General features: G+C 67.3%; 22 protein-coding genes and 1 pseudogene. 14 read left to right on the forward strand and 9 right to left on the reverse strand.

Annotated elements, in window-relative coordinates; genetic code table 11:
- Positions 1-166, reverse strand: a pseudogene (locus HMPREF3113_RS17020) (uroporphyrinogen-III synthase); the annotation flags it as partial.
- A gap of 43 nt (positions 167-209) precedes the next feature.
- On the opposite strand from HMPREF3113_RS17020, the gene HMPREF3113_RS17025 reads away from it, so the two are divergent.
- The 5 genes from HMPREF3113_RS17025 to HMPREF3113_RS17045 all read left to right on the forward strand — a co-directional run bounded on the left by HMPREF3113_RS17025 (position 210) and on the right by HMPREF3113_RS17045 (position 3,328).
- Positions 210-680 (forward strand): YiiD C-terminal domain-containing protein, encoded by a 471-nt coding sequence (locus HMPREF3113_RS17025; protein WP_026070058.1) that lies wholly within the window; start codon positions 210-212, stop codon positions 678-680.
- A gap of 30 nt (positions 681-710) precedes the next feature.
- Positions 711-1,145, forward strand: a complete 435-nt coding sequence (locus tag HMPREF3113_RS17030; RefSeq protein ID WP_019184893.1) for a hypothetical protein — start codon at positions 711-713, stop codon at positions 1,143-1,145.
- A 78-nt stretch (positions 1,146-1,223) separates the two neighbouring features.
- The gene (locus HMPREF3113_RS17035) at positions 1,224-1,661 is read left to right on the forward strand and encodes a rhodanese-like domain-containing protein (protein WP_019184892.1); all 438 of its coding nucleotides are present in this window, start codon (positions 1,224-1,226) and stop codon (positions 1,659-1,661) included.
- Between the two features lie 105 nt (positions 1,662-1,766).
- Positions 1,767-2,282, forward strand: coding sequence for a protein-export chaperone SecB (gene secB / locus HMPREF3113_RS17040; RefSeq protein WP_019184891.1), 516 nt, complete (start codon positions 1,767-1,769; stop codon positions 2,280-2,282).
- 20 nt (positions 2,283-2,302) lie between these two features.
- Positions 2,303-3,328: an NAD(P)H-dependent glycerol-3-phosphate dehydrogenase gene (locus HMPREF3113_RS17045; RefSeq protein ID WP_019184890.1), complete on the forward strand. Its 1,026-nt coding sequence runs from the start codon at positions 2,303-2,305 to the stop codon at positions 3,326-3,328.
- A 311-nt stretch (positions 3,329-3,639) separates the two neighbouring features.
- On the opposite strand, the gene HMPREF3113_RS17050 is transcribed toward HMPREF3113_RS17045, so the two are convergent.
- Positions 3,640-4,212: an OmpO family porin gene (locus HMPREF3113_RS17050; protein WP_019184889.1), complete on the reverse strand. Its 573-nt coding sequence runs from the start codon at positions 4,210-4,212 to the stop codon at positions 3,640-3,642.
- A gap of 288 nt (positions 4,213-4,500) precedes the next feature.
- On the reverse strand, positions 4,501-5,139 hold the full coding sequence (locus tag HMPREF3113_RS17055; protein WP_070474229.1) for a response regulator: 639 nt from the start codon (positions 5,137-5,139) through the stop codon (positions 4,501-4,503).
- A 74-nt stretch (positions 5,140-5,213) separates the two neighbouring features.
- On the opposite strand from HMPREF3113_RS17055, the gene HMPREF3113_RS17060 reads away from it, so the two are divergent.
- On the forward strand, positions 5,214-8,786 hold the full coding sequence (locus tag HMPREF3113_RS17060) for an ATP-binding protein (RefSeq protein ID WP_070474233.1): 3,573 nt from the start codon (positions 5,214-5,216) through the stop codon (positions 8,784-8,786).
- Between the two features lie 14 nt (positions 8,787-8,800).
- Here HMPREF3113_RS17060 and HMPREF3113_RS17065 read toward each other — a convergent pair whose 3' ends face one another.
- A complete protein-coding gene (locus HMPREF3113_RS17065) occupies positions 8,801-9,190 on the reverse strand; it encodes a c-type cytochrome (protein WP_070474236.1) in 390 nt (129 codons plus the stop codon).
- Positions 9,191-9,288: 98 nt separating this feature from the next.
- Positions 9,289-10,965 (reverse strand): electron transfer flavoprotein-ubiquinone oxidoreductase, encoded by a 1,677-nt coding sequence (locus tag HMPREF3113_RS17070; protein WP_070474241.1) that lies wholly within the window; start codon positions 10,963-10,965, stop codon positions 9,289-9,291.
- Positions 10,966-11,238: 273 nt separating this feature from the next.
- Here HMPREF3113_RS17070 and HMPREF3113_RS17075 point away from each other — a divergent pair, with 273 nt between their 5' ends.
- Positions 11,239-12,402, forward strand: coding sequence for an acyl-CoA dehydrogenase family protein (locus HMPREF3113_RS17075; RefSeq protein WP_070474244.1), 1,164 nt, complete (start codon positions 11,239-11,241; stop codon positions 12,400-12,402).
- Positions 12,403-12,488: 86 nt separating this feature from the next.
- On the opposite strand, the gene trmL is transcribed toward HMPREF3113_RS17075, so the two are convergent.
- Both trmL and HMPREF3113_RS17085 read right to left on the reverse strand, forming a co-directional pair.
- Complete coding sequence (trmL, locus tag HMPREF3113_RS17080; RefSeq protein WP_019184882.1) at positions 12,489-12,968, reverse strand: tRNA (uridine(34)/cytosine(34)/5-carboxymethylaminomethyluridine(34)-2'-O)-methyltransferase TrmL; 480 nt, start codon at positions 12,966-12,968, stop codon at positions 12,489-12,491.
- A gap of 43 nt (positions 12,969-13,011) precedes the next feature.
- Entirely contained in the window at positions 13,012-13,497 is a 486-nt protein-coding gene (locus HMPREF3113_RS17085; RefSeq protein WP_070474247.1) for an XAC0231 family protein, read from the reverse strand.
- Positions 13,498-13,892: 395 nt separating this feature from the next.
- Here HMPREF3113_RS17085 and HMPREF3113_RS17090 point away from each other — a divergent pair, with 395 nt between their 5' ends.
- The 4 genes from HMPREF3113_RS17090 to HMPREF3113_RS17105 all read left to right on the forward strand — a co-directional run bounded on the left by HMPREF3113_RS17090 (position 13,893) and on the right by HMPREF3113_RS17105 (position 19,347).
- Positions 13,893-16,775, forward strand: coding sequence for a M16 family metallopeptidase (locus HMPREF3113_RS17090; RefSeq protein WP_070474249.1), 2,883 nt, complete (start codon positions 13,893-13,895; stop codon positions 16,773-16,775).
- Positions 16,776-16,902: 127 nt separating this feature from the next.
- Complete coding sequence (locus tag HMPREF3113_RS17095; protein WP_046272272.1) at positions 16,903-17,220, forward strand: DUF4156 domain-containing protein; 318 nt, start codon at positions 16,903-16,905, stop codon at positions 17,218-17,220.
- Positions 17,221-17,332: 112 nt separating this feature from the next.
- Positions 17,333-18,349, forward strand: a complete 1,017-nt coding sequence (locus HMPREF3113_RS17100; protein WP_019184878.1) for a 3-oxoacyl-ACP synthase III — start codon at positions 17,333-17,335, stop codon at positions 18,347-18,349.
- A gap of 107 nt (positions 18,350-18,456) precedes the next feature.
- A complete protein-coding gene (locus HMPREF3113_RS17105; RefSeq protein ID WP_070474251.1) occupies positions 18,457-19,347 on the forward strand; it encodes an alpha/beta fold hydrolase in 891 nt (296 codons plus the stop codon).
- 129 nt (positions 19,348-19,476) lie between these two features.
- On the opposite strand, the gene HMPREF3113_RS17110 is transcribed toward HMPREF3113_RS17105, so the two are convergent.
- Positions 19,477-19,902, reverse strand: a complete 426-nt coding sequence (locus HMPREF3113_RS17110; protein WP_019184876.1) for a YkgJ family cysteine cluster protein — start codon at positions 19,900-19,902, stop codon at positions 19,477-19,479.
- A gap of 103 nt (positions 19,903-20,005) precedes the next feature.
- Here HMPREF3113_RS17110 and oleC point away from each other — a divergent pair, with 103 nt between their 5' ends.
- The 3 genes from oleC (at position 20,006) to HMPREF3113_RS17125 (ending at position 22,887) form a co-directional block, all read left to right on the forward strand.
- Positions 20,006-21,661 carry an olefin beta-lactone synthetase gene (oleC, locus tag HMPREF3113_RS17115; RefSeq protein WP_070474253.1) on the forward strand — a complete coding sequence of 552 codons (1,656 nt, stop codon included), beginning with the start codon at positions 20,006-20,008 and terminating at the stop codon, positions 21,659-21,661.
- On the forward strand, positions 21,658-22,668 hold the full coding sequence (gene oleD, locus HMPREF3113_RS17120) for a 2-alkyl-3-oxoalkanoate reductase (RefSeq protein ID WP_019184874.1): 1,011 nt from the start codon (positions 21,658-21,660) through the stop codon (positions 22,666-22,668). Before oleC ends, oleD begins: the two co-directional genes overlap by 4 nt.
- A 63-nt stretch (positions 22,669-22,731) precedes the next feature.
- The gene (locus tag HMPREF3113_RS17125) at positions 22,732-22,887 is read left to right on the forward strand and encodes a DUF1328 domain-containing protein (RefSeq protein WP_019184873.1); all 156 of its coding nucleotides are present in this window, start codon (positions 22,732-22,734) and stop codon (positions 22,885-22,887) included.
- Positions 22,888-22,968: 81 nt separating this feature from the next.
- Here HMPREF3113_RS17125 and ddlA read toward each other — a convergent pair whose 3' ends face one another.
- Positions 22,969-24,075, reverse strand: a complete 1,107-nt coding sequence (ddlA, locus tag HMPREF3113_RS17130) for a D-alanine--D-alanine ligase (protein WP_070474257.1) — start codon at positions 24,073-24,075, stop codon at positions 22,969-22,971.
- Positions 24,076-24,143: the final 68 nt, after the last annotated feature.

Raw genomic sequence — 24,143 nt, forward strand, 5'->3', positions numbered from 1 at the left:
CCAGCGCGGCGCGCGTGGCCGTATCAGCGCAGGCCTGCAGCGCCCACGGCGAGAGCGCGATGACGCGCGCTCCGGCGGCAGCGGCCGCACGCCGCAGCGGCGCATGCTGGCCACGCGGGCGCAGCGAGATCAGGGTCCAGGGCGCGACTTTCGTTTCGGTGTTCATTGCGGGCATTATGCGAGCCCTTCGTTGTGACGTGATCAACCAGATGTCCGCAACCGATTCCCTGCCGGCGCAGTTGTCCGCGCTGCAGCATGTCCTGGATGCCATGCCGCCGGTGGCGGCCATGCAGATCCGTGTCCACGACTATCGCGACGGCGTCCTGCACATCCATGCCCCGCTGGCGGCCAACGTCAATGACAAGGGCAACGCCTTCGGTGGCAGCCTGGCCTCGGCCCTGACCCTGTCCGGCTGGGCCCTGGTGACGCTGCGGCTGCGCCTGGCTGGGTTCGATGCCGATGTCTACGTGGCCGACAGCCACATCCGCTACCTGGCGCCGGTCTACGGCGATCTGCATGCGCAGGCCCAGGCGGATGCGGAAACCGACTGGGACAGCTTCCTGGCCACCTTCGCCCAGCGCGGCAAGGCCCGCATCAGCCTCACCGCCCGGCAGCCGGGCGAGGGCGACAAGGCCGCCGCTGAACTGAGCGGCCGTTTCGTGGCCTTCGCCAGGCGGTAGGATGGGCGCCTTGCCTATTGGGGAATTCGCATGCGTCGTACGCTTCAGATCCTGCTGCTGGCATTGCTCGCGCTGACCAGCGTGAGTGCCCTGGCCGCCGAGCAAAAAACCACCCGGAAGCAGCGCAAGGATCTGGAGGAAACCCAGATCAAGTACGACGCCACGATGCGCTGGGGCACCGTTGAAGACGCGTTGCCGTACCTGGACCCGGAATACACCCGGGTCCACCCGCTGACCGACTTGGAACTGCGCCGCTTCGAGCAGGTGAAGATCTCCAGCTATCGCGCCAGCGACAACGTGCCCATGCCCGATGGCCGGGTGGGGCGCACCGCCGAGGTGCGGGTGATCAACAACAACACCCAGGCCGAGCGCACGGTGCGGGTGCGGGAGATCTGGCGCTGGGACGCCGAAGACAAGCGCTGGCTCCAGGCCAACGGGCTGCCCGACCTCTGGCAGGACCGCTGACGCCCGCCCACACGGGGCTGGACGCCGATTCGCCCGCATGTGCGACAATCGGCGCCCGCTTATCGACCCGTGATCTTAGTGAATTACGAAGAGTTGCTGGCCTTTGCCGGCCGAAACCCGATGTTGTCGATGGCCCTGGTCGGCCTGACCGTGGCCATCATCGTGACCGAAGTCCGCCGTCTGTTCCGAGGCTTCAAATCGCTCAAGCCGGCGGAACTGACCCAGCTGATGAACGCCGGTGGTGCCATCGTGGTGGATCTGTCCTCGAGCAGCGATTTCGAGAAGGGCCATATCGCCGGCAGCCGCAATGTGCAGCCGAGCCAGTTCGGTCCGGAGCACAAACTGGTCGCCAAGGCCCAGCAGAGCCCGGTCGTGCTGGTCTGCCGCAGCGGCAACGCCTCCGAGACGGCCGCCAAGGCCTTGAAGAAGGCTGGTTTCACCCAGGTCAACGTGCTCGATGGCGGCATCCCGGCGTGGCAGCAGGCCGAGCTGCCGCTGGTCAAGGGCCGCAACTGATCCCCGTCGGATTGCAGCGCACGCCTTGTACGCGGCGCACAGCGCCCCCATCGCAGGGCATGTAACAATCCGTTTTTACAGCATTCATTTTTGGAGCAACAGGAAATGTCCGAAGAGAACACCAACGGCGCCGTCGCGCCGGTCGACGCCGCCACCGGTCCCTCGTTCACCGTCGAGAAGATCTACGTCAAGGACGTTTCGTTCGAATCGCCGAACGCTCCGGCCGTCTTCAACGACGCCGTGCAGCCGGAACTGCAGCTCAACCTGAACCAGCGCGTGCAGCGCCTGGGCGAGAGCGCCTTCGAAGTCGTGCTGGCCGTGACCCTGACCTGCAAGGCCGGCGAGAAGACCGCCTATGTGGCCGAAGTGCAGCAGGCCGGCGTGTTCGGCCTGGTGGGCCTGGACCCGCAGTCGATCGACGTGTTGCTCGGCACCCAGTGCCCGAACATCCTGTTCCCGTACGTGCGTTCGCTGGTGAGCGAGCTGATCCAGGCCGGTGGCTTCCCGCCGTTCTTCCTGCAGCCGATCAACTTCGAAGGCCTCTACGCCGAAACCCTGCGCCAGCGCCAGGAACAGGGCGAGACCTCGCTCGCCGATTCCGAGCCGGCCGGCAACGCCTGATCGGCGCTGCAGTCGTACGGATGAGCAAGCACGCAGACAAAATCGCGGTTCTCGGCGCCGGCTCCTGGGGCACTGCCCTGGCCAGCCTGCTCGCGCGGCACGGTCACCCGACCGTGCTGTGGGGGCGCGATGCGGCGATGGTCGAGGCCATCGACCAGCGCCACGAGAACACCCGTTATCTGCCGGGTATTCCGCTGCCCGAGTCGCTGCGCGCGACCACCGACCTGGCCGCTGCCGTCAAGGACGCCGCCTGGATCCTGGTGGTGGTGCCGTCGCACGCCTTCGGTGAAACCGTGCGTGCACTGGCGCCGCTGCGCCCGGCTGATGCCGGCGTGGCGTGGGCGACCAAGGGCTTCGAACCCGGCTCCGGTCGGTTCCTGCACGAAGTGGCGCGTGAGGTCCTCGGGCCGGACGTGCCGCTGGCGGTGGTGACCGGCCCGTCGTTCGCCAAGGAAGTCACCCAGGGTCTGCCGACCGCGATCACCGTCCACGGTGACGCGCCGGACTTCGCCCAGCAGGTGGCCGATGCCATGCACGGCCCGGCGTTCCGCGCCTACACCGGCGATGACATGGTCGGTGCCGAGCTCGGCGGCGCGATGAAGAACGTGCTGGCCGTGGCCACCGGCGTTGCCGATGGCATGCAGCTGGGCCTCAACGCCCGTGCCGGCCTGATCACCCGTGGCCTCAACGAAATGCTGCGGCTCGCCGCGGCGATCGGTGCCAAGCCGGAAACCCTGATGGGGCTGGCCGGCTTGGGCGATCTGGTGCTGACCTGCACCGGCGACCTCTCGCGCAACCGTCGGCTGGGCCTGGCCCTGGGCCGTGGGCAGACGCTGCAGGATGCGGTGCGCGAGATCGGCCAGGTGGTGGAATCGGTGCAGACCGCCGATGAAGTGATGCGCCAGGCGCGGCGTCATGGCATCGACCTGCCCATCTCCGACCGGGTGCGCGCCGTGCTGCACGGTGAGCAGACCCCCGAAGAAGGATTGCGTGCGTTGTTGGCACGCGAGCAGAAGCCGGAGTATCCGGACACGCTGTTCAAGTGAGGCACCCAAAACCCCGGCAGATGCCGGGGTTTTTTTGGGGTCTTCGTCCATTCTTTTGAGGCGCGACGGCGGATGGGTCGGGCGCTGGGCCACGCCAGAACGAAACAACCCGGCACGTGGCCGGGTTGTTTCGTGGCGTACCGACGAGGGTGTGGCCATGCCAACCGCAAAAAAACCGCGACGGCCGTGCAGGTAGAGCCGACCGTTGGTCGCCTGCTGTAAAAGTGAAGCCCGGCGTGAGCCGGGCTTCATGGCGCAGGGGAGAGAGACCGCGCCATCCAACAACGTACCGCGGTATTGCGTATCGCGTATTACCAGGTGAAGCGCGGACCGACGAACCATTCCTTGTCGCCGCCCTTGGCCAGCTTCACTTCGCCGGCCAGGCCCCAGTTCTGGTTGAGCTTGGCCTGGGCGCCGACGCGGCCGTAGAACTCGCCGTCCGGATTGATGCCGTGCTTCTTGCTGTAATCCTCGTAACCGGCCATCACGTAGCCTTCGAAGTTCGGGGTAAACGCGCTGCGCACGCCGACTTCGGTGGAGTAGCCGTTGAAGTCCGGGCCGTGCTTCGGGTCGAACTTCTGGTAAGCAACGCGGGCGACCAGATCGGTGGTCGGGGCGATGCCGTAGTTGTAGCCCACACCGACGCGCCACTGGTCGACGTCGTTGCTGCCGCGCTTGGTTTCCTGCGCGTTGTAGTCACCGAAGACATGGAAGTTCGGCGCCACGGCGACCGAGCCCTTCACCGCCCAGCCATCGGCGTCGCCGCCCTTGGCATCGGTGTTCACGTAGCCGCCTTCGACGTAGTTGTACGACAGGCCGTCGGTTGCCGACGCAGCGAACGGCAGTGCAGCGAGCAGACCCAGAGCAAGCAGGGAAGTCTTCATTTTCGGGAACACCTTTTTATTTTTTGGTTTTGTCCGCCAGCAGAGGAAGGGGGAATCGCTGCTGGCGACAGGTGTGAATTATCCGTTAGTCACCCGAATTAGCCCTGAATATCAAACTGAGCAGTACATAAATGAAGCGGCAACATCGGGAACTCTTCGTTCGCTATCTGCTACGCACGCGCACTCCGTCTCATGCGTAAAGCGCGCACACGACAGGACACCATCGCGATGACGTGCATCGCATGGGTATCGAAGAAAAAAGAGCGCGCGTCCGCAGGCGGACCGGGATCAGCGTTCGCCGTCGCGCAGGTAGTCGAACAGCTCGGCGTCGCCTTTCAGCCCGAGCTTCAACATCGCAACGCCTTTCTGGCGGCTGATGGTGCTGACGCTCTTGTGCAGATGGAGGGCGATCTCCTTGACCGTCATGCCGCTGCCAAGCAGCCGCAGCACTTCCACTTCGCGTGGCGACAAAGGACGGGCTCCGCCTTCCTCGACACTCTCCGTGCCGATTGCGTCAATGCGTTCCTTCAGCGACAGGCTGACGTAGGGCACGCCGCGCTGCACGGTCTGGATCGCCAGCGGCAGCTCATCCATCGAGGAGGTCTTGTCGACCAGGCCAAGCACGCCGGTCGCGACCACCATGCGCAGGATCGCCAGGTTGTTGGACACGCTGAGCATCAGCACCGGCAGCTCGGGAAAACGCCGGCGTATCATGGCGATCATCGCGAAGCCATCGGCCTGCGCGCCGCCGGGCATGGAGTAATCGGTGACCAGAACATCGCACTCGTGGTCGCCCAGTACGGTCATCAGCTCGGCCACGGTACTGGCCTCGGCCACCACCTGGCCAACGCCGCTGGACTCGATCACGGCCTTCGTGCCGATCCGTACGACCGGATGGTCATCGGCGATGATAATGCGCAGGGTCATGGACTAGTATTGCCTGTGAGGCAGCCGTCGGGCCGTGCCGGGATGGGGATGTCATTCTACGGAGATCAGGCAGCATGCGTACCCACGTCATTCGCTGGCTGGTTCTGTTCGTGCTCGCGATGGCGACGGGCATGCAGGTATCCGCGGCTGCGTCGCCTCCCTTGCCCCCCCACCAGAGCGAGTGGCTTGGCAGGCACCCTACCATCATCCTGGGCATGTACGACAGCGGTTGGCCGCCGTTCGAGTCCATGCAGAACGGCAAGCCGGTCGGCCTCGGCTACGACTACCTCAGCCTGCTGACCCGGCAGCTGGGGGTGCAGGTGCAGGTGCGGATGTATCGCGACTGGACCGAGGTTTTGGAGGCGGCATGCCGGGGTGAAGTCGATGTGGTGATGAACATCACGCTCACCGCCGATCGCACGCGCTGCATGGTCTACACCCGCCCCTACGCCCGGGCGCCACTGGCGCTGGTGGGTCGCCCCGGCGAAACCCGCGCATCGTCTGATCCTGACCTGCGCGGCCTGCGCGTGGTCACCGAGCGTGAGTTCGTCACCAGCGACGAAGTACGCTCGCGCTTTCCCGGCGCCCGGCGCGTGACCGCGGCCAGCACCACCGCCGCATTGGCCATGGTCGGCAGCGGCGAGGCCGACGTCTACATCGGCAACGCGTATGTGGCCACGACCCTGATCGCCGAGCGACGGCTGACCGATGTCAGCCTGCTGCGCCCCAGCGACCTGCCACCGGAGCGGTTGCACTTCGGTGTGCCCAACGCCAAGCAGCCCTTGGCTGAAGCGCTGGACATGGGCCTGGCCGCGCTCGCCGAGACCGAGCGCGAGCGCCTGGAACGGCGCTGGCTCCCGACCCCGCGATGGTCGGTGCAGTCGCAGGTGATCCTGGGCAATGCGGAGAGGCGTGTCCTGGCCACCCCCCTGCGCCTGGCCTTCGCGCCGAACGCGGCACCGCTGGCCTTCATCGACAGTGCCGACCGGCCCAGCGGTGTCTCGGCCGAGTACCTGCGCCTGCTGCGCACGGTAGGGGCGCAGCTCACGCGGGTGCCGGCGCACGACTGGTTCGATGTGCGCGAGCAGCTGCGCCGCGGCGAGGTCGACGCGATCATGGGCATCCCCAACGATTCGAACTACCTGGGCGACGGCTGGGTGTTCAGCCAGCCCTTCATCACCGTTCCCAACGTCGTGGTGACGGCCAGTGGCAGTGCGTCGGTGCTGGGCGTGCCCGATCTGGATGGCCGCAGCATCCTGCTGTCCGATCCGGAACGGTTGCGCGGGTATGTCCTGCAGCAGGCCCCCAATGCGCGCATCGTGCCCGCGCGCAGCGCCGAACTGGCGCTGGCACGGCTGGCCAAGGGAGACGCCGATGCCTACATCGGCAACCTGGCCGTCATCGATCGCATCGTGCGTGATCACTATCCCGCGCAGCTGCACGTGGCAGCGCCGGCGGGATTCAGCGATCGCCTGTCGTTGGCGGTCAAACGCCAGTACGCGCCGCTGGCCACCACGTTCGACCGCCTGCTGTTGAACATGAGCGCGCGCGAGCACGAAGCGATCCGCAGCGACTGGTTGTCGGCCGAGTACCGCAGCGATCTGGACTGGCGCAGGATCGCGCGCTGGGCGGTGCCGCTGGCCCTGGTGCTGCTGACCGCACTGCTCGTCCATGGGTGGGGGCACTGGCGCCTGCGCAGTGAGGTAGCGATGCGCCGCCGTGCCGAGCAGCGCTTGGCCGACGTCACCGACAACCTGCCGGCGATCGTCTACCAGGGCCGTCGCGAACGGGATGGCCGGCTGTCGCTGCCGTACATCGCCGGTGACACCGAAGCGCTGTTCGGGCTCACCGCGGCCGAGGCGATGGCCGATGAAAGCGCGCTGATCGCGCGCATCGACGAGCGTGATCGCGCCAATGTGCGCCAGGCCCTGGAAAGCGCCGCGCGTGACTTCGCCCCGTTGGACATGGAATTCCGTACCCGCCCAAGTGGCATGCTGCGCTGGGTGCGTTCGCGCGCGCTGCCCTATGACGCCGAGGACGGGGTGCTGCTGTGGAGCGGCTACTGGATCGATGTGACCGAGGCGCGCGCACAGGCCGACGCGCTGGCGCTGGCCAAGGCGGCCGCAGAGCGCGCCACCGCCGCCAAATCCGAATTCCTGGCCACGATGAGCCACGAGATCCGCACACCGATGTCCGGCGTGCTGGGCATGGTGGAGGTGCTCTCGCACACCTCGCTGGATGGCGAGCAGCGCCGCATCATCAGCGTGATCGAGGACTCGGCGCAGATGCTGCGGCAGATCCTTGATGACCTGCTGGACTACTCCAAGATCGAGGCCGGCGCGCTGTCCCTGCAACCGCATCCGGTCGCGCTGCGCGCATTGCTTGGCAACGTGCAGCAGCTGCTTGCCCCGCAGGCGGTGGCCAAGGGGCTGGAGCTGCAGATCCAGATCGACGACGCGCTCGCGGCCATGCACCTGGTCGATGGCATGCGCCTGCGGCAGATCGCATTCAACCTGCTCAGCAATGCCATCAAGTTCACGCGCGCCGGCGAGGTCGGCATCGCGCTGGAGGTGCTCGACGGTGATGCCGACGGCGCGCAGCAGCTGCGCCTGACCGTTCGCGATACAGGCATCGGCATCTCGTCCGAGCAACGCGAACGGCTGTTCGCGCCGTTTGTACAGGCCGACGCGGCGACCAGCCGCCAGTACGGTGGCACGGGGCTGGGGCTGAGCATCTGCCAGCGCCTGGTGGCGATGATGCACGGCACGCTGACGCTGCACAGCGTCCCCGGCGAGGGCACGCGCGTGGAGGTGCTGCTGACCGTACCGGTGGTGCCGGTGGACGAGCAGCCCAGTGCCGCCGAAGAACACACGGAGGCGGTGCCGTTGCCGGCCGCATTGCAGCAGCGGCGCATCCTGATCGTGGAGGACCATCCCACCAACCAGGCGCTGATGGGGTGGCGCATGCAACAGCTGGGCTTGCCACACGTGCTGGCCGAGAACGGGGAACAGGCACTGGCGCTGCTGGCGCGCACCCGATTCGACCTGGTGCTGACCGACTGCCGGATGCCGGTCATGGACGGCTATGCCATGACCCGCCGCATCCGCGAGCAGGAGCGTGACCGCGGCGGTGCCCGGCTGCCGGTGATCGCGCTGACCGCCAGCGCGATGGAGGACGATCTGCAGCGCTGCCGCGAGGCCGGCATGGACGATCTGCTGGCCAAGCCGGTCGCACTGGGCGCCTTGCGCCAGGCACTGCTGCAGTGGCTGCCGGACGGGGATGGCCCCTTGTCCGGCGCGGAGCAGGCACCGGGTGCGGATGACGCGCCGCCGGACCGGGCCGCGCTGGTGCGCCGGTTTGGTTCGGAGCACGTGGCCGGCGTGCTGATCGAGAGCCTGTGCACGGCCTCGGCCGAGGATCTGGTGAAGCTGCAGGCAGCCCTGGATGCGCAGGCCGGGCCCGCACTGGTGAATGTGCTGCACCGGCTGGTGGGGGGGCTGGCAACGCTGGGGGCCGACGCGCTGGCGCTGCAGGCGCGCAGCCTGATGGAACGCGTCGACGACGAAGGCGTGGCGGCGCACGCCGAGGCGGTCAGCGCATTCGATGCGGCGTTGCGCGCTTATCTGGTGCAGCTGCAGGCGTCCTGACCGGCGCCTGCCGGTCATCGCTGCTGCTGCAGATACTCGATCACCTGCCGCCGGCGCTCCGGGTCAGCAGTGGAGTTGACCATGCGCGTGCCCGGCACCGCCTGCGTGGGCGAGCGCAGGAACGCATCGAGGGTCTGTTCGTTCCAGGTCAGCCCTGCATCGCGCATCGCGTTGGAATACGGATAGCCGGCGACACTGCCGGCACGCCGGCCGATCACGCCATGCAGGTTCGGGCCGAACCGATGCACGCCACCCGGGCTGACGGTGTGGCAACCGGCACAGATCGCAAAGGCGCGCTGCAGGTCCTGCTGATGGGCCTGCTCCGGCGTCTGCGGGGTGCGCGAACACGCCGCCAGCAGCAGGCAGGCCAGTAACGGCAACGTCGATCGGAAAGCAGGGGCCATGGCGCCACGGTCACGTCCAACAGGACGCTCAGGATAGCCAGCGCGGCGGTGCCTGCCGCGCCTGATGGCCTGCGACCGGTGGTCGCAGGCCATGCCGATCACATCCCCGAGTAGTTCGGGCCGCCGCCGCCCTGGGGGGTCACCCACACGATGTTCTGGGTAGGGTCCTTGATGTCGCAGGTCTTGCAGTGCACGCAGTTCTGCGCGTTGATCTGCAGCTGTTCGTGCCCATCGCTGCCGACGAACTCGTACACGCCGGCCGGGCAGTAGCGCGCTTCGGGACCGGCGTACTCGGCCAGGTTGATCCGCACCGGCACGCTGGCGTCCTTGAGGGTCAGGTGGCTGGGCTGGTCTTCGGCGTGGTTGGTGCTGCTCAGGAACACCGAGCTGAGCCGGTCGAAGGTGAGCACGCCATCCGGCTTGGGATAGTTGATCTTCGCATGCTTGGAGGCCGGCTCCAGGCAGGCATGGTCCGGGGTGCTGTGGCGCAGCGTCCACGGCGGATTGCGGATGCCCAGCTTGGGCAGCAGCCACTGCTCGATGCCGGTCATCAACGTGGCCACGGTCTGGCCCTTCTTGAACCACTGCTTGAAGTTCTTGGCCTGCTGCAGTTCGGCATGCAGCCAGCTGGTCTCGAACGCCTGTGGATAGGCGCTCAATTCATCGTGCTGGCGATCGGCCACCAGCGCATCGAAGGCGGCATCGGCGGCGAGCATGCCGGTCTTGATCGCGGCATGGCTGCCCTTGATCCGGCTGACGTTGAGATAGCCGGCCTCGCAGCCGACCAGCGCGCCACCGGGGAACACCGTCCTGGGCAGCGACATCAGCCCACCGGCGGTGATCGCGCGCGCGCCGTAGCCGATGCGCTTGCCCCCTTCCAGGTGCTTGCGGATGTCCGGGTGTGTCTTGAAGCGCTGGAACTCTTCGAACGGGCTCAGCCACGGGTTCTTGTAATCCAGGCCGACCACATAACCGATCGAGACCTTGCCGCCCTCGGCGTGATACAGGAACGCGCCGCCGTAGGTGTCGTTGTCCAGCGGCCAGCCGGCGGCGTGCACCACCAGGCCCGGCTCATGCTTGGCCGGATCGATCTGCCACAGCTCCTTGATGCCGATGCCATAGGCCTGCGGATCCTTGCCGGCATCAAGCTGGAAGCGTGCGATCAACTGGCGGCCGAGATGCCCGCGCGAGCCTTCGGCGAAGATCGTGTACTTGGCGTGCAGCGCCATGCCGCGCTCGAACGCGGGGCCGGGCTGACCGTTCTTTTCGATGCCCATGTCGCCGGTGGCCACGCCGATCACCGCACCGTCCTCGCTGTACAGCACCTCCGCCGCGGGGAAGCCGGGGAAGATCGCCACTTCCAGCGCCTCGGCCTGCTGCGCCAGCCAGCGGGTGACCTCGCCGAGGCTGACGATGTAGTTGCCTTCGTTGTGGAAGCACTCCGGCAGCAGCGCGTTGGGCGTGCTGCGCGAGCCGGTTTCATTGAGGAACAGGAATTCGTCGCGGGTGACCTTCTGCTTCAGCGGTGCGCCGCGCTCGGCCCAGTCCGGGAACAGTTCGGTCAACGCGCGTGGGTCCATCACCGCGCCGGACAGGATGTGCGCGCCGGGTTCGGAGCCCTTCTCCAGGATGCAGACCGACAGCTCGCGGCCAGCCTCGATGGCGCGCTGGCGCAGCCGGATCGCCGTGGCCAGGCCAGCAGGGCCGCCACCGACGATCACCACATCGAATTCCATCACTTCACGCGGGGGCAGGACGTTGATTTCTTCGCTCATGGGGCTGCGTAACTCTTGGGTAGTGCCGCGGGTTGAACGGCGGCGGTTGCCTGGGAATCGCGCGTGTCACACCACGGCGAAACGGTGGATCAGTGCGCCAGAGTACCGGCACGGCGCATTTAAGCCTAGATCGCCGACGATGACAGCGGTGTCGCCGCGTGTTCGATACCAGGATGCTGCGGCGCAGCAACCGCGCTGCCCCGCCGTCCCTTGGCCGCTTCGCGCACAACGACCACAATGGGAGCCTGTTCCACCGCCACCTGCCGGGATGCCATGTCACTGAATCCGTTCGATCTGTTCGATATCCGTTCGCTGCTCAGCGAAGAGGAGCGCGCGGTGCAGGCGACGGTGGCGCGCTTCACCGATACGCGGGTGCTGCCGATCATCGGCGATGCCTTCGACGACGGGCGTTTCCCGGACGAATTGATTCCCGAGATTGCCGCGCTGGGCCTGCTCGGCTCCAGCCTGCCCGAGCAGTACGGCGGCGGCGGGCTCAATGCGGTGAGCTACGGCTTGATCTGCCAGGAGCTGGAGCGCGGCGATTCGGGCCTGCGCAGCTTCGTTTCGGTGCAGAGCTCGCTGTGCATGTACCCCATCCATGCTTACGGCAGCGAAGAACAGCGGCTGCGCTGGTTGCCGGACATGGCCACCGGCAAGGTGATCGGCTGCTTCGGGCTGACCGAGGCGCATGGCGGCTCCGATCCGGCGGCGATGAAGACCCGCGCGGTGCGCGATGGCGGTGACTGGCTGATCAACGGCAGCAAGATGTGGATCACCAGCGGACCGGTGGCCGACATCGCGATCGTGTGGGCGCATACCGACGATGGCATCCAGGGCTTCGTGCTGGAAAAGTGCATGGCCGGGTTCACCACGCAGGAGATCAAGCACAAGATGAGCCTGCGCGCCTCGCTGACCGGTGCGCTGTTCTTCGACAACGTGCGCGTGCCCGACCGCAACCGCCTGCCGAACGTGCAGGGGCTGAAGGGGCCGCTGGGCTGCTTGAACCAGGCGCGCTACGGGATCAGCTGGGGTCCGATCGGCGCTGCGGTGGCCTGCCTGGATGAAGCCCTGGGCTACACCAAGCAGCGGGTGCTGTTCGGCCGGCCGGTGGCGGCCACGCAGAGTGCGCAGATCAAGCTGGCCGACATGGCGCGGCGGATCACCACCGCGCAGTTGCTGGCCCTGCAGCTGGGGCGCCTGAAGGATGCCGGCCACCTGCAGCCGCAGCAGGTCAGCCTGGCCAAGTGGAACAACTGCCGCATGGCCATCGACATCGCGCGCGAATGCCGCGACCTGCTCGGCGGCGCCGGCATCACCACCGAGCACGTGGCGATCCGGCATGCACTCAATCTGGAATCGGTGATCACCTACGAGGGCACCGAGACCGTGCACCAGCTGGTGATCGGCCGCGAGCTGACCGGGATCAATGCGTTCTGAGGTCACCTGACCAACGGTCAGGTGCTACACCAACGGTCAGGTGCCTGTGTCACCGGTAGGTGCCGACCGTTGGTCGGCACGGCATCTTATTCCCCGCCGGCAAACCCGTTCTGGCGCCATGCCTCGTACATCACCACGGCGACCGTGTTGGACAGATTGAGGCTGCGGTTGTCCGGCTGCATCGGCAGGCGCAGGCGGCGGCCGTGGGGCAGGCTGTCGAGCAGGTCCTGGGGCAGGCCGCGGGTTTCCGGGCCGAACAGGAAGGCATCGCCGTCTTCGAACTGCTGGGTGTCGTAACGCACGCTGCCGCGGGTACTCAGCGCGAACAGGCGCTTGGGCGCAATGACCTGCAGGGCGGTTTCCAGATCAGGATGGACCTGCAGCCGAGCGTATTCGTGATAGTCCAGGCCGGCGCGCTTGAGCTGCTTGTCGCTCAGGTCGAAACCGAGCGGCTCGATCAGGTGCAGCCGCGCGCCGGTGTTGGCGCAGAGGCGGATCACATTGCCGGTATTCGGCGGGATTTCGGGTTGGAACAGGACGACATGGAACGTGGGCGTGGCAGTCATCGGCGAAGTGTACGCCGTGGCTGCGGAAGACCGCAGCAGCGGCTTACTGGCGGATCAGGGTCGTGGCGGCGGCAGCGGCGGTTTCCAGGGCCAGGGCCTGCAGGTCGGCAGCCGACGGACGCACCTGCAGGGTCGGCAGGTTGATGATCACTTCGTTGGCCACGGCAGTGGCGGCAGCGGTGAAGGTGGCGACGTAGCCGCGGTCGTTGGTCTGTTCGGCAGCCAGGGCCTGGCGCTGTTCGGCGGTCGGACGCACTTCCACGGCGGCCAGGGTGGTGACGCGGCGGTTGGCGGCCAGTTCGGCGCGGTACTCGGCGATCAGGCCAGCGGTCGGACGGACTTCCACGACCGCCAGGGTCGGGATGTCGCTGGTGCGCTCAACCTCGGCCTGGGCGATCTGGTCGGCCGAGGGGCGGACCTGCACGGTGTCCAGGGTGACGATGGCGGGGGCGGCCTGCACCGACGAAGCAAACGCGGAACCGGCGGCAAAGGCGATGGCGATGGCGAGGGCGAGAGTCTTGGTGTTCATGGCGAGGTCCTGTTTAGTGTTGGTGATCAGTGGTGTAGTAGTAAGGTAGTACACCGATTCGGGGCTTGCAAGAATAATTTCACTATTCTTGTTGTTGTTCAGCATCCAGTCAGTTTCGGTTTGATCCTTGTTTCCCTTGCCATGTACCAAGCAGGTCGCGTGCCAACTTTTACGCATTGATTTCAAAGGGTTTTTTGCGAAGTAGCGGTGTCCGATGTCCGGACACGTGTCCGCCGCAGGGCCGCGGACTGTCCGCCCGGCCGCGTGCGGCCACGCTCGGATGTGCGGTTCGTGGCGGATCCGCCGCCATCGGCAGGTCAATGACTGTTGGCCGATGCCTTTTGCCCGGGCGGCGCGCTAGCATCCGGCTTCACTTTCATGACCAAGGAACCGGAATGACCGTCCAACTTCGACCGCGTGCCGCGCTGCTGGCTGTAGCGCTTTCCGCCGCCTTGGGCTCGTTCGCGCCGGCACCGGTCCTGGCCAAGCCGGCCACGGCGGCCAAGGTCGACATTCCGTTCGAACAGTTCACCCTGCCCAATGGCCTGCGCGTGGTGGTGCACACCGACCGCAAGGCGCCGATCGTGGCGGTGAATATCTGGTACCACGTGGGCAGCAAGGACGAACCCGCCGGCCGCACCGGCTTCGCGCACCTGTTCGAACACCTGATGTTCCAGGGCAGCGAGAACCACGACGGCGAATACTTCGAGCCCTTCAAGCAGGTTGGCGTGACCGGCCAGAACGGCACCACCAATACCGACCGCACCAATTACTTCGAGAACGTGCCGACCACCGCGCTGGACATGGCGCTGTGGATGGAGTCCGACCGCATGGGGCATCTGCTCGGGGCGATCGACCAGGCGGCGCTGGACGAGCAGCGCGGCGTGGTCCAGAACGAGAAGCGCCAGGGCGAGAACCAGCCCTATGGCCAGGTCTGGGAAAAGCTGACCCGCGCGATGTATCCGGCCGGCCACCCGTACCACCACAGCGTGATCGGCTCGATGAACGATCTCAACGCCGCCTCGCTGGACGACGTGAAGACCTGGTTCCGCACCTGGTACGGCCCGAACAATGCGGTGCTGGTGCTGGCCGGTGACATCGACGTGGCCACCGCGAAGGAAAAGGTCGCCAAGTACTTCGGCGACATCCCGGCCGGCCCGAGCATGGCCCAGCCCAAGGTGGACGTAGCCAAGCGCGAGAAGAGCACGCGCGAAGTGATGACCGACAAGGTGCCGCAGGCGCGCATCTACCGCGCCTGGAACGTCGCCCAGGTCGGCACCACCGACATCGATCAGCTGCAGCTGTTCGCGCAGGTCCTCGGCGGTGCGAAGTCCTCGCGTCTGGATCAGCGCCTGCTGCACCAGGACAAGCTGGTGGACAACATCAGCGCCGGCGCCTACAGCTCGCAGCTGGGCTCGAACTTCGTGATCATGGCCAGCGTCAAGCAGGGCGTGGACCCGGCCAAGGTCGAGGCGATCATCGATGAAGAGGTCAAGCGCCTGGCCAAGGACGGTCCGACCGCCGATGAGCTGAGCCGCGGCAAGACCGCCTTCCGTGCCGGCTTCATCCGCGGCATCGAGCGCATCGGCGGGTTCGGCGGCAAGGCCGACGCGCTGGCCGAGTGCACCGTGTACGAAGGTGACCCGGGCTGCTTCCGCAAGTCGTTGGCCACCATCGATGCGGCCACCGCTGCGCAGGTGCGTGATGTCGGCGCCAAGTGGCTGGGCGTCGGCGACCACACCATCGTGGTCGAACCGGGCGCGCGTGTCGCCTTGGCCGAACTGCCGTCGGAAACGCCCAAGCCGTTCACCGTGCCCGCGGTGGATCCCAGCTTCACGACCTTGGCCAAGCAGGTCGACCGCAGCACCGGCGTGCCGCAGACCAAGACCTTCCCGGACCTGAAGTTCCCGGAGCTGCACCGCGCCACACTGAAGAACGGCACCCAGGTGATCCTGGCCGAGCGTCATGACATTCCGGTCGTGCAGTTCAGCTACGAATTCCCGGGCGGCTTCACCGCCGACCAGGGCCGCAAGTCCGGCACGGCCAACTTCACCATGGGCCTGCTCACCGAAGGTGCCGGCAAGCTCGGCGCGCTGCCGTTCGCCGACGCGGCCGACGCACTGGGCGCCAAGCTCGATGCCTCCGCCTCGCTCGACAGCACCAGCGTGTACCTGTCGGCGCTGAAGGAGAACCTGGCCCCGTCGCTGGCGCTGTATGCCGACATGCTGCGCCAGCCGCGCTTCGATCAAGGCGAGATCGATCGGGTCAAGGCGACCTGGATCGCCGGCATCCAGCAGGAGAAGGTCAACCCCAGCGCGGTTGCGATGCGCGTGATGCCGACGCTGCTGTACGGCGCGGGCCATCCATACGCGATCCCGTTCACCGGCAGCGGCAATGAAGTGGACATCCAGTCCATGACCCGCGAAGACCTGGTGGACTTCCACCGTGATTGGCTGCGCCCGGAGCAGGGCACGCTGATCGTGGTCGGCGACACCACGCTGAAGGAAATCGTACCGTTGCTGGAACGCCAGCTTGGCAACTGGAAGGCTGAAGGCCCCGCGCCACAGGTCAAGGCGCCGGTGGACGTCGCACGTCCGACGCAGGCCCGGGTGTATCTGATTGATCAGCCGGGCGCGGTGCAGGCCAACCTGTTCGCCAGCCAGGTGGTGCCCTCGTCCAGGGACCCGGGTTCGACCCGCTTCGATATCGCCAACGGCGTGCTCGGCGGCGACTTCACCTCGCGCCTGAACATGAACCTGCGTGAGCAGAAGCACTGGTCCTACGGGGCCGGCAGCAGCGCCAGCAACACCCTGGGCCAGCGCCCATGGGGCGCCCGCGCGCCGGTGCAGATCGACAAGACCGCCGAGGCGATGCAGGAGATGCAGAAGGAAATCGCCGAGTTCGCCAGCGGCGCCAAGCCGGCCACCCCGGCCGAAGTGGCGCGTATCCGCAACATCCAGAACCTGAGCCTGCCCGGCGCCTATGAGACCGCCAGCGCGGTGATGGGCACCATCAGCGGGATCGTGCGCTACCAGCGCCCCGACGATTACGTGGTCCAGCGCAAGGCCGAGATCGAAGCGATGACCCCGGCCCAGGTGCAGCAGGCCGCGGCCACGCTGGACCCGAACGCGCTGACCTGGGTGGTGGTGGGTGACCTCAAGCAGACCGAGGCACCGGTGCGTGCGCTCAAGCTTGGCCAGGTGCAGGTCATCGATGCCGAAGGCAAGGTGGTCGACGCCCCGGCCACTCCGGCTGCCCCGGCACCAAAGAGCCGGTGACGCCCAACGCTGGCCGGCCACCGCGCCCGCCAGCCGCTCAGGTGCCGGGGACCCACCCGGCACCTGATCACCCCCGATTCAGTTGTTTCCCGCACACTCCCTTACGTATTCCAGCCAGGCCTTGCCCATGCGCATTCTGCTTCTGTCCGCCCTGATCCTCAGCGTTTCCGCCTGCACCTGGGTGCCGATCGAATCCTCCGGCAAGACGGTCCGCGTGCTGCCGGCCGGTGCGGTTCCCAGCGGCTGCCAGAGCAAGGGCGAAGTGGTGGTGACCGTGAAGAGCAAGGTCGGCTTCTACAACCGCAACCCGCTGCGCGTGCAGGAAGAGCTGGAAACCCTGGCCCGCAACGAGGCCCCCAGCGCCGGTGCCAACGCCGTGCAGGCCTCGGGCCTGCCGGCCGATGGCAGCCAGCGATTCCTGGCTTTCCAGTGCCCGCCACGCTGAACCCTTCACCCCGTGCCCGGACCATACGCCCGGGCGTGAATTCGTAAAGGTGCGGTGAAAGCCGTGCCGGCTTACAATAGCGCCCCCTTCGCCTGAGCCTTGGCGCTAACTGATGCTCTTCAAGAATGTCTCGATCGCCGGCCTGGCGCACATCGACGCGCCGCACACGCTGACGTCCAAGGAAATCAACGAACGGCTGAAGCCGACGCTGGATCGCCTTGGCATCCGTACCGACGTGCTCGGCGATATCGCGGGCATCCACGCCCGCCGCCTGTGGGATGCCGACATGCTGGCCTCCGACGCCGCCACGCTGGCCGCCCGCAAAGCCCTGGAAGACGCCGGGATCGGCGCCGACAAGATCGGCCTGCTGGTCAACACCTCGGTCAGCCGCGATTACCTGGAGCCGTCCACGGCCAGCATCGTCTCGGGCAACCTGGGGGTCGGCGACGAATGCATGACCTTCGACGTCGCCAATGCCTGCCTGGCCTTCATCAACGGCATGGACATCGCCGCCCGCATGCTCGAACGCGGCGAGATCGACTACGCGCTGATCGTCGACGGTGAAACCGCCAACCTGGTGTACGAGAAGACCCTCGAGCGCATGGCCCTGCCGGGCGTGACCGCCGATGACTTCCGCAACGAGATGGCCGCCCTGACCCTGGGCTGCGGTGCCGCGGCGATGGTCATGGCGCGCACCGAGCTGGTGCCCGATGCCCCGCGTTACCGCGGTGGCGTGACCCGCTCGGCGACCGAGTGGAACCAGCTGTGCCGCGGCAACCTGGACCGCATGGTCACCGACACCCGCATGCTGCTGATCGAAGGCATCAAGCTGGCGCAGAAGACCTTCGTCGCCGCCCGTGAAGCACTGGGCTGGGCCGTGGAGGAACTGGACCAGTTCGTGATCCACCAGGTCAGCCAGCCGCATACCGCTGCCTTCATCAAGAACTTCGGGATCGACCCGAAGAAGGTGATGACGATCTTCGGCGAGCACGGCAACATCGGCCCGGCCTCGGTGCCGATCGTGCTGAGCAAGCTCAAGCAGCTGGGCAAGCTGAAGAAGGGCGATCGCATCGCGCTGCTCGGCATCGGCTCGGGCCTGAACTGCTCGATGGCCGAAGTGGTCTGGTAACCCATTGGCCGCAGCCTGCTGCGGCGTTGCTTCCGGGGCCGTGTCTGCTGCGCCGGAATTGAACATCAAGGGCCGGTTCTGCCGGCCCTTTTCACAGGTGCGATTGAATGCCCCAGCTGCCCGGTTACCCCGCCCATCCGCACCGCTTCCAAGTGCGCCCCGGCCTGTCGATGAGCTATCTCGACCAAGGCCCGCGCGATGGCGAGGTGGTGGTGATGGTCCACGGCAACCCGTCGTGGAGCTATTACTGGCGCACCCTGGTGGCCGGCCTCTCGGACAAGTACCGCTGCATCGTGCCGGACCATATCGGCATGGGCCTGTCGGACAAGCCCGATGATGCGCACTACGACTACACCCTGCAGTCGCGCGTGGATGATCTGGACGCGCTGCTCGCGCACCTGGGCATCACCGGCCCGGTGACCCTGGCCGTGCACGACTGGGGCGGCATGATCGGCTTCGGCTGGGCGCTGTCGCACCACGCGCAGGTCAAGCGCCTGGTGGTGCTCAACACCGCCGCCTTCCCGATGCCGGCCGCGAAGAAGATGCCGTGGCAGATCGCGCTGGGTCGCCACTGGAAGATTGGCGAGTGGCTCATCCGTACCTTCAACGCCTTCTCCTCCGGTGCTTCGTGGCTGGGCGTGGAACGGAAGATGCCGGCGGACGTACGCCACGCGTACGTGTCGCCGTACAACAGCTACGCCAACCGCATCAGCACCATCCGCTTCATGCAGGACATCCCGCTGTCACCGGCCGACAAGGCCTGGTCGCTGCTGGAGCGTTCCGGCCAGACCCTGCCCAGCTACGCCGACCGCCCGGCGTTCATCGGCTGGGGCCTGCGCGACTTCGTGTTCGACCATCACTTCCTGAAGGGCTTCGAGGCCGCGCTGCCGCAGGCGCAGGTGCACGCCTTCGAGGATGCCGGGCATTACGTGCTGGAGGACAAGCACGAGGTGCTGGTGCCGAAGATCCGCGCGTTTCTGGACGCGAATCCGATCTGATCGGCGTGACGACCCACGGTCGTCACCTACCATCAACCGGTAGGCACCCTCACCGGTAGAGCCGACCGTTGGTCGGCTGCTTTCCGGTCGGCTGCTTCCGCCCTCGCGCCATAACCCCGGCGCCCCCAACTACGCCGCGATCGGCGCCTGCGGCGCCGGCGAATTGCCGTTGTCATCGGGATGATCATCATCATTGCCCGCCTCGTCCCGCCAGCGCCAGTCGGCCAGGGTCAGCGCCGGCATGCCGTGCGCGATGCGCGCCTTGTCGCACTGCGGGCTGGCCTTGCCGTACTCCCACGAGGCGTCCACCTCACGGCACACGCTGGGGCGGTTGGGGTGGATGCTGCAGCGCGAATACACCCCGATCTCCGCATCCAGCGCCACGCAGTAGACCGGCTTGGACAGGGTGCCGCGCATGCACAGCCGGTGCGGGTCCAGCACCTGGGTGAGCTCGTGCGGGACGCCCCCCGGGGTGACCTCGTCCGATTCCATCCAGTGGAAGGCCACACGGTACTGGGTGCAGCAGGCGCCGCAGGTGAGGCAGGGATGGGGCATGGGGCACCGGCCTTGGGCGGCAGCGAAGCAGGAGGGAAGGGCGCGAATTTTCCACGCCAACGGCCGGCGCGCAAGAATTTTCTGCAGCGGCGACAATGAACGGATGAACAGCGCCATCAATATCGCCGCGCGCCTGCCCGAGCTGGCCCGTGAACGCCCCGACCAGATCGCCATCCGCTGCCCCGGCACGCCCGGGCCCGGCGGCATGGCGCGCTACGACGTCACCCTGGATTACCGCACCCTCAACGCCCGCAGCGATGCGATGGCGGCCGGGCTGGCCGCGCACGGCATCGGCCGCGGCGTGCGCGCGGTGGTGATGGTGCGGCCCTCGCCGGAATTCTTCCTGCTGATGTTCGCGCTGTTCAAGAACGGCGCGGTCCCGGTGCTGGTCGACCCGGGCATCGACAAGCGCGCGCTGAAGCAATGCCTGGACGAGGCCCAGCCGGAGGCCTTCATCGGCATCGGCCTGGCCCACGTGGCGCGCCTGGCGCTGCGCTGGTGCCGCTCTGCACGCCTGCTGGTGACCGTTGGCCGCCGCTGGGGCTGGGGTGGCACCACCCTGGCCCGGCTGGAAGCCCAGGGCGCCACGGTGGCGCCTGCGCTGGCCCCGACCGATGGCGAGGACGTCGCCGCGATCCTGTTCACCAGCGGCTCCACCGGCGTGCCCAAGGGCGTGGTCTACCGCCACCGTCATTTCGTGGGCCAGGTCGAGCTGCTGCGCGCCGCCTTCGGGATGGAGCCGGGTGGGGTCGACCTGCCGACCTTCCCGCCGTTCGCGCTGTTTGATCCGGCGCTGGGGCTGACCTCGGTAATCCCGGACATGGATCCGACCCGGCCGGCCCAGGCCGATCCGCGCAAGCTGCATGACGCGATCAACCGCTTTGGTGTCACCCAGCTGTTCGGCTCGCCGGCGCTGATGCGGGTGCTGGCCGATCACGGCCAGCCGCTGCCCGGCGTGCGCCGGGTGACCTCGGCCGGGGCACCGGTGCCGCCGGACGTGGTCGCGCGGATCCGCCGCCTGCTGCCCGACGACGCCCAGTTCTGGACCCCCTACGGCGCTACCGAGTGCCTGCCGGTGGCGGTGATCGAAGGTCGCGAGCTGGAGAACACCCGCCAGGCCACCGAGGCCGGCGCCGGTACCTGCGTCGGCCGCGTGGTCGCGCCGAACCAGGTGCGCATCATCGCCATCGATGACGCGCCGCTGCCGGGCTGGTCGCAGGCCCGCGAGCTGGCCGCCGGCGAGGTCGGCGAGATCACCGTGGCAGGTCCGACTGCCACCGACAGCTACTTCAACCGCCCGCAGGCCACCGCGGCGGCGAAGATCACCGAGACTCTGGCCGACGGCAGCACGCGCGTCGTACACCGGATGGGCGACGTCGGCTATTTCGATGCGCAGGGCCGGCTGTGGTTCTGCGGGCGCAAGACCCAGCGCGTGGAAACCGCGCACGGCCCGCTGTACACCGAACAGGTCGAGCCGGTGTTCAACGCACTGGACGGCATCGCCCGCACCGCGCTGGTCGGCGTCGGCCCGCCGGGCCGCCAGCGGCCGGTGCTGTGCTACGAACTGCAGCCCGGCACCGTCGATTCGCCCGCCCTGGTCGAGCGCCTGCACCGGGAAGCGGCGGCACACGCACACACCGCGCGCATCGCCCATTTCCTGCTGCACCCGGCCTTCCCGGTCGACATCCGCCACAACGCCAAGATCGGCCGCGAGAAGCTCGCGGTCTGGGCCACCGCGCAACTGGAGCAGCACGCATGAAGATCCTCGTTACCGGTGGCGGCGGCTTCCTTGGCCAGGCCCTGTGCAAGGGGTTGATCGAGCGCGGCCACCAAGTGCTGGCGTTCAACCGCGGCCATTACCCTGCGCTGCAGGCGATGGGCGTGGGCCAGATCCGCGGCGACCTGGCCGATGCGCAGGCGGTGATGCACGCGGTGGCCGGGGTCGATGCGGTCTTCCACAATGGCGCCAAGGCCGGTGCCTGGGGCAGCTATGACAGTTACCACCAGGCCAACGTGGTCGGCACCGACAACGTCATCGCGGCCTGCCGCGCGCACGGCGTGGGCAAGCTGGTCTACACCTCCACGCCCAGCGTCACCCATCGCGCCACCCATCCGGTCGAGGGCCTGGGCGCCGATGAGGTGCCCTATGGCGAGAACTTCCAGGCGCCGTATGCGGCCACCAAGGCCATCGCCGAGCAACGCGTGCTGGCCGCCAACGATGCGCAGCTGGCTACCGTCGCGTTGCGGCCCCGGCTGATCTGGGGCCCGGGCGACCAGCAGCTGGTGCCGCGCCTGGCCGAGCGCGCCCGCGCCGGCCGCCTGCGCTTCGTGGGCGATGGGCAGAACAAGGTCGATACCACCTACATCGACAACGCCGCACTGGCCCACTTCCTCGCCCTGGAGCACCTGGCCCCGGGCGCGGCCTGCGCCGGCAAGGCGTACTTCATCTCCAACGGCGAGCCGCTGCCGATGCGCGAGCTGCTCAACAAGCTGCTGGCCGCCGTGGATGCCCCGCCGGTGACCCGGTCGATCAGCTTCAGGACCGCCTACCGGATCGGTGCGGTCTGCGAGCGGCTGTGGCCGCTGCTGCGCCTGCGCGGCGAGCCGCCGATGACCCGCTTCCTGGCCGAACAGCTGTGCACGCCGCACTGGTACAGCATGGAACCGGCGCGCCGGGACTTCGGCTATGTGCCCCGGGTCAGCATCGAAGAAGGGCTGCTGCGGCTGGCATCTTCATCGAACGCACAGGAATCCATCACTCCCTGAACACCGCGGGTTGGTGAACATGGACCCACGCCAACTCCGGCACGCATCAACGCGAGGGTCGACATGCTGCATTACGCCGTCATCTTTTTTGTCATCGCCATCATCGCGGCGGTACTTGGTTTCTCGGGCATTGCCGGCGCTGCCAGCAACGTCGCCTGGATCCTGTTCGTCGTCTTCCTGATCCTGGCGGTGGTGTCGATGTTCCGCAAGCGGACCTAGTGTCCGGCGCGTCCCACGCCACCTCTCTCCGGCGTGGGACGCGCTGCGGAAACCACGACGGCCTGACATCGGCGACGATGATCAGGCCGTTGTTGCGATGGAGCTGCGCAGATCGCGCTCGTGGGCATGCCGGGCCATCGCCAGTTCCAGCAGCCGTGTGATCAATGCGGTGTAATCCAGCCCGCTGGCGGCCCACAACTTCGGGTACATGCTGATGCGGGTGAAGCCGGGCAGCGTGTTGATCTCATTGATCACCACCTCCCCAGCCGGGGTCAGGAACACATCCACCCTGGCCAGCCCCGCACAGTCCAGCGCCTGGTAGGCCCGCACCGCGATCTCCCGGATACGGGACTGCTCGGCATCGGTGATGGCCGCCGGCACCACGATGTCCGCACCGCTTTCGCTGATGTACTTGGTGTCGTAGGAATAGAAATCATCGTGCACGACCACCTCGCCGCAGACACTGGCCTCGGGGTGTTCATTGCCCAGCACGGCGCACTCGATCTCGCGGCCGGTGATCGCTGATTCCACCAGCGCCTTGTGATCGAACGACAGCGCCAGCGCGAGTGCGGTGTGGAACTCCGCCTCGCTGCGGACCTTGCTCACGCCCACCGAGGAGCCCTGGTTGGCCGGCTTCACGAACAGCGGCGTGCCCAGTTCGGCAACCAGCGCGGTGTAATCGGCCCGCGCCGCAGTGACCCGGTTGAAGCAGGCGAACGGTGCCACCGCCAGTCCGGCATCGCGCAGTAGGCGCTTGGCCACGTCCTTGTCCATCGCCACCGCCGAGCCCAGCACGCCGGAGCCGACGAAGGGCAGGTTGGCCATGCGCAGCAGGCCCTGCAGCGAGCCATCCTCGCCCAGCGTGCCGTGCACGATCGGGAACACCACGTCGATCTGCTCCAGCGCGATGGCCGGATCGGTCGGGACCAGCTGCTGCCGCTCCAGGCCGGGCCGCACCGCCACCGCATTGCCCGAGCGGTGCAGCGCGATCCGTGCGGGGTCGCTGGCGTTGAGCAGGAAGTCGCGCGGGTCGCTCACATGCCACTGGCCCTGCTTGTCGATCCCGATCAGGCTGACCTCGAAACGGTCTTTGTCCAGCGCATCGAGAATGTTCTTCGCCGATTGCAGCGAAACCTCGTGCTCGGCCGACCGGCCGCCGAAGATGATGCCTACCCGGGTCTTGCCCATGCCTGTTGCCGCTCCTGTCGCTGTGTTGGGGAGCCATAGCATGAACCGAGTCGGCGCCCGCGAAAACG

It is taken from the genome of Stenotrophomonas sp. HMSC10F06 (genome assembly GCF_001807865.1).
Taxonomy (GTDB): Bacteria; Pseudomonadota; Gammaproteobacteria; order Xanthomonadales; family Xanthomonadaceae; genus Stenotrophomonas; species Stenotrophomonas bentonitica_A.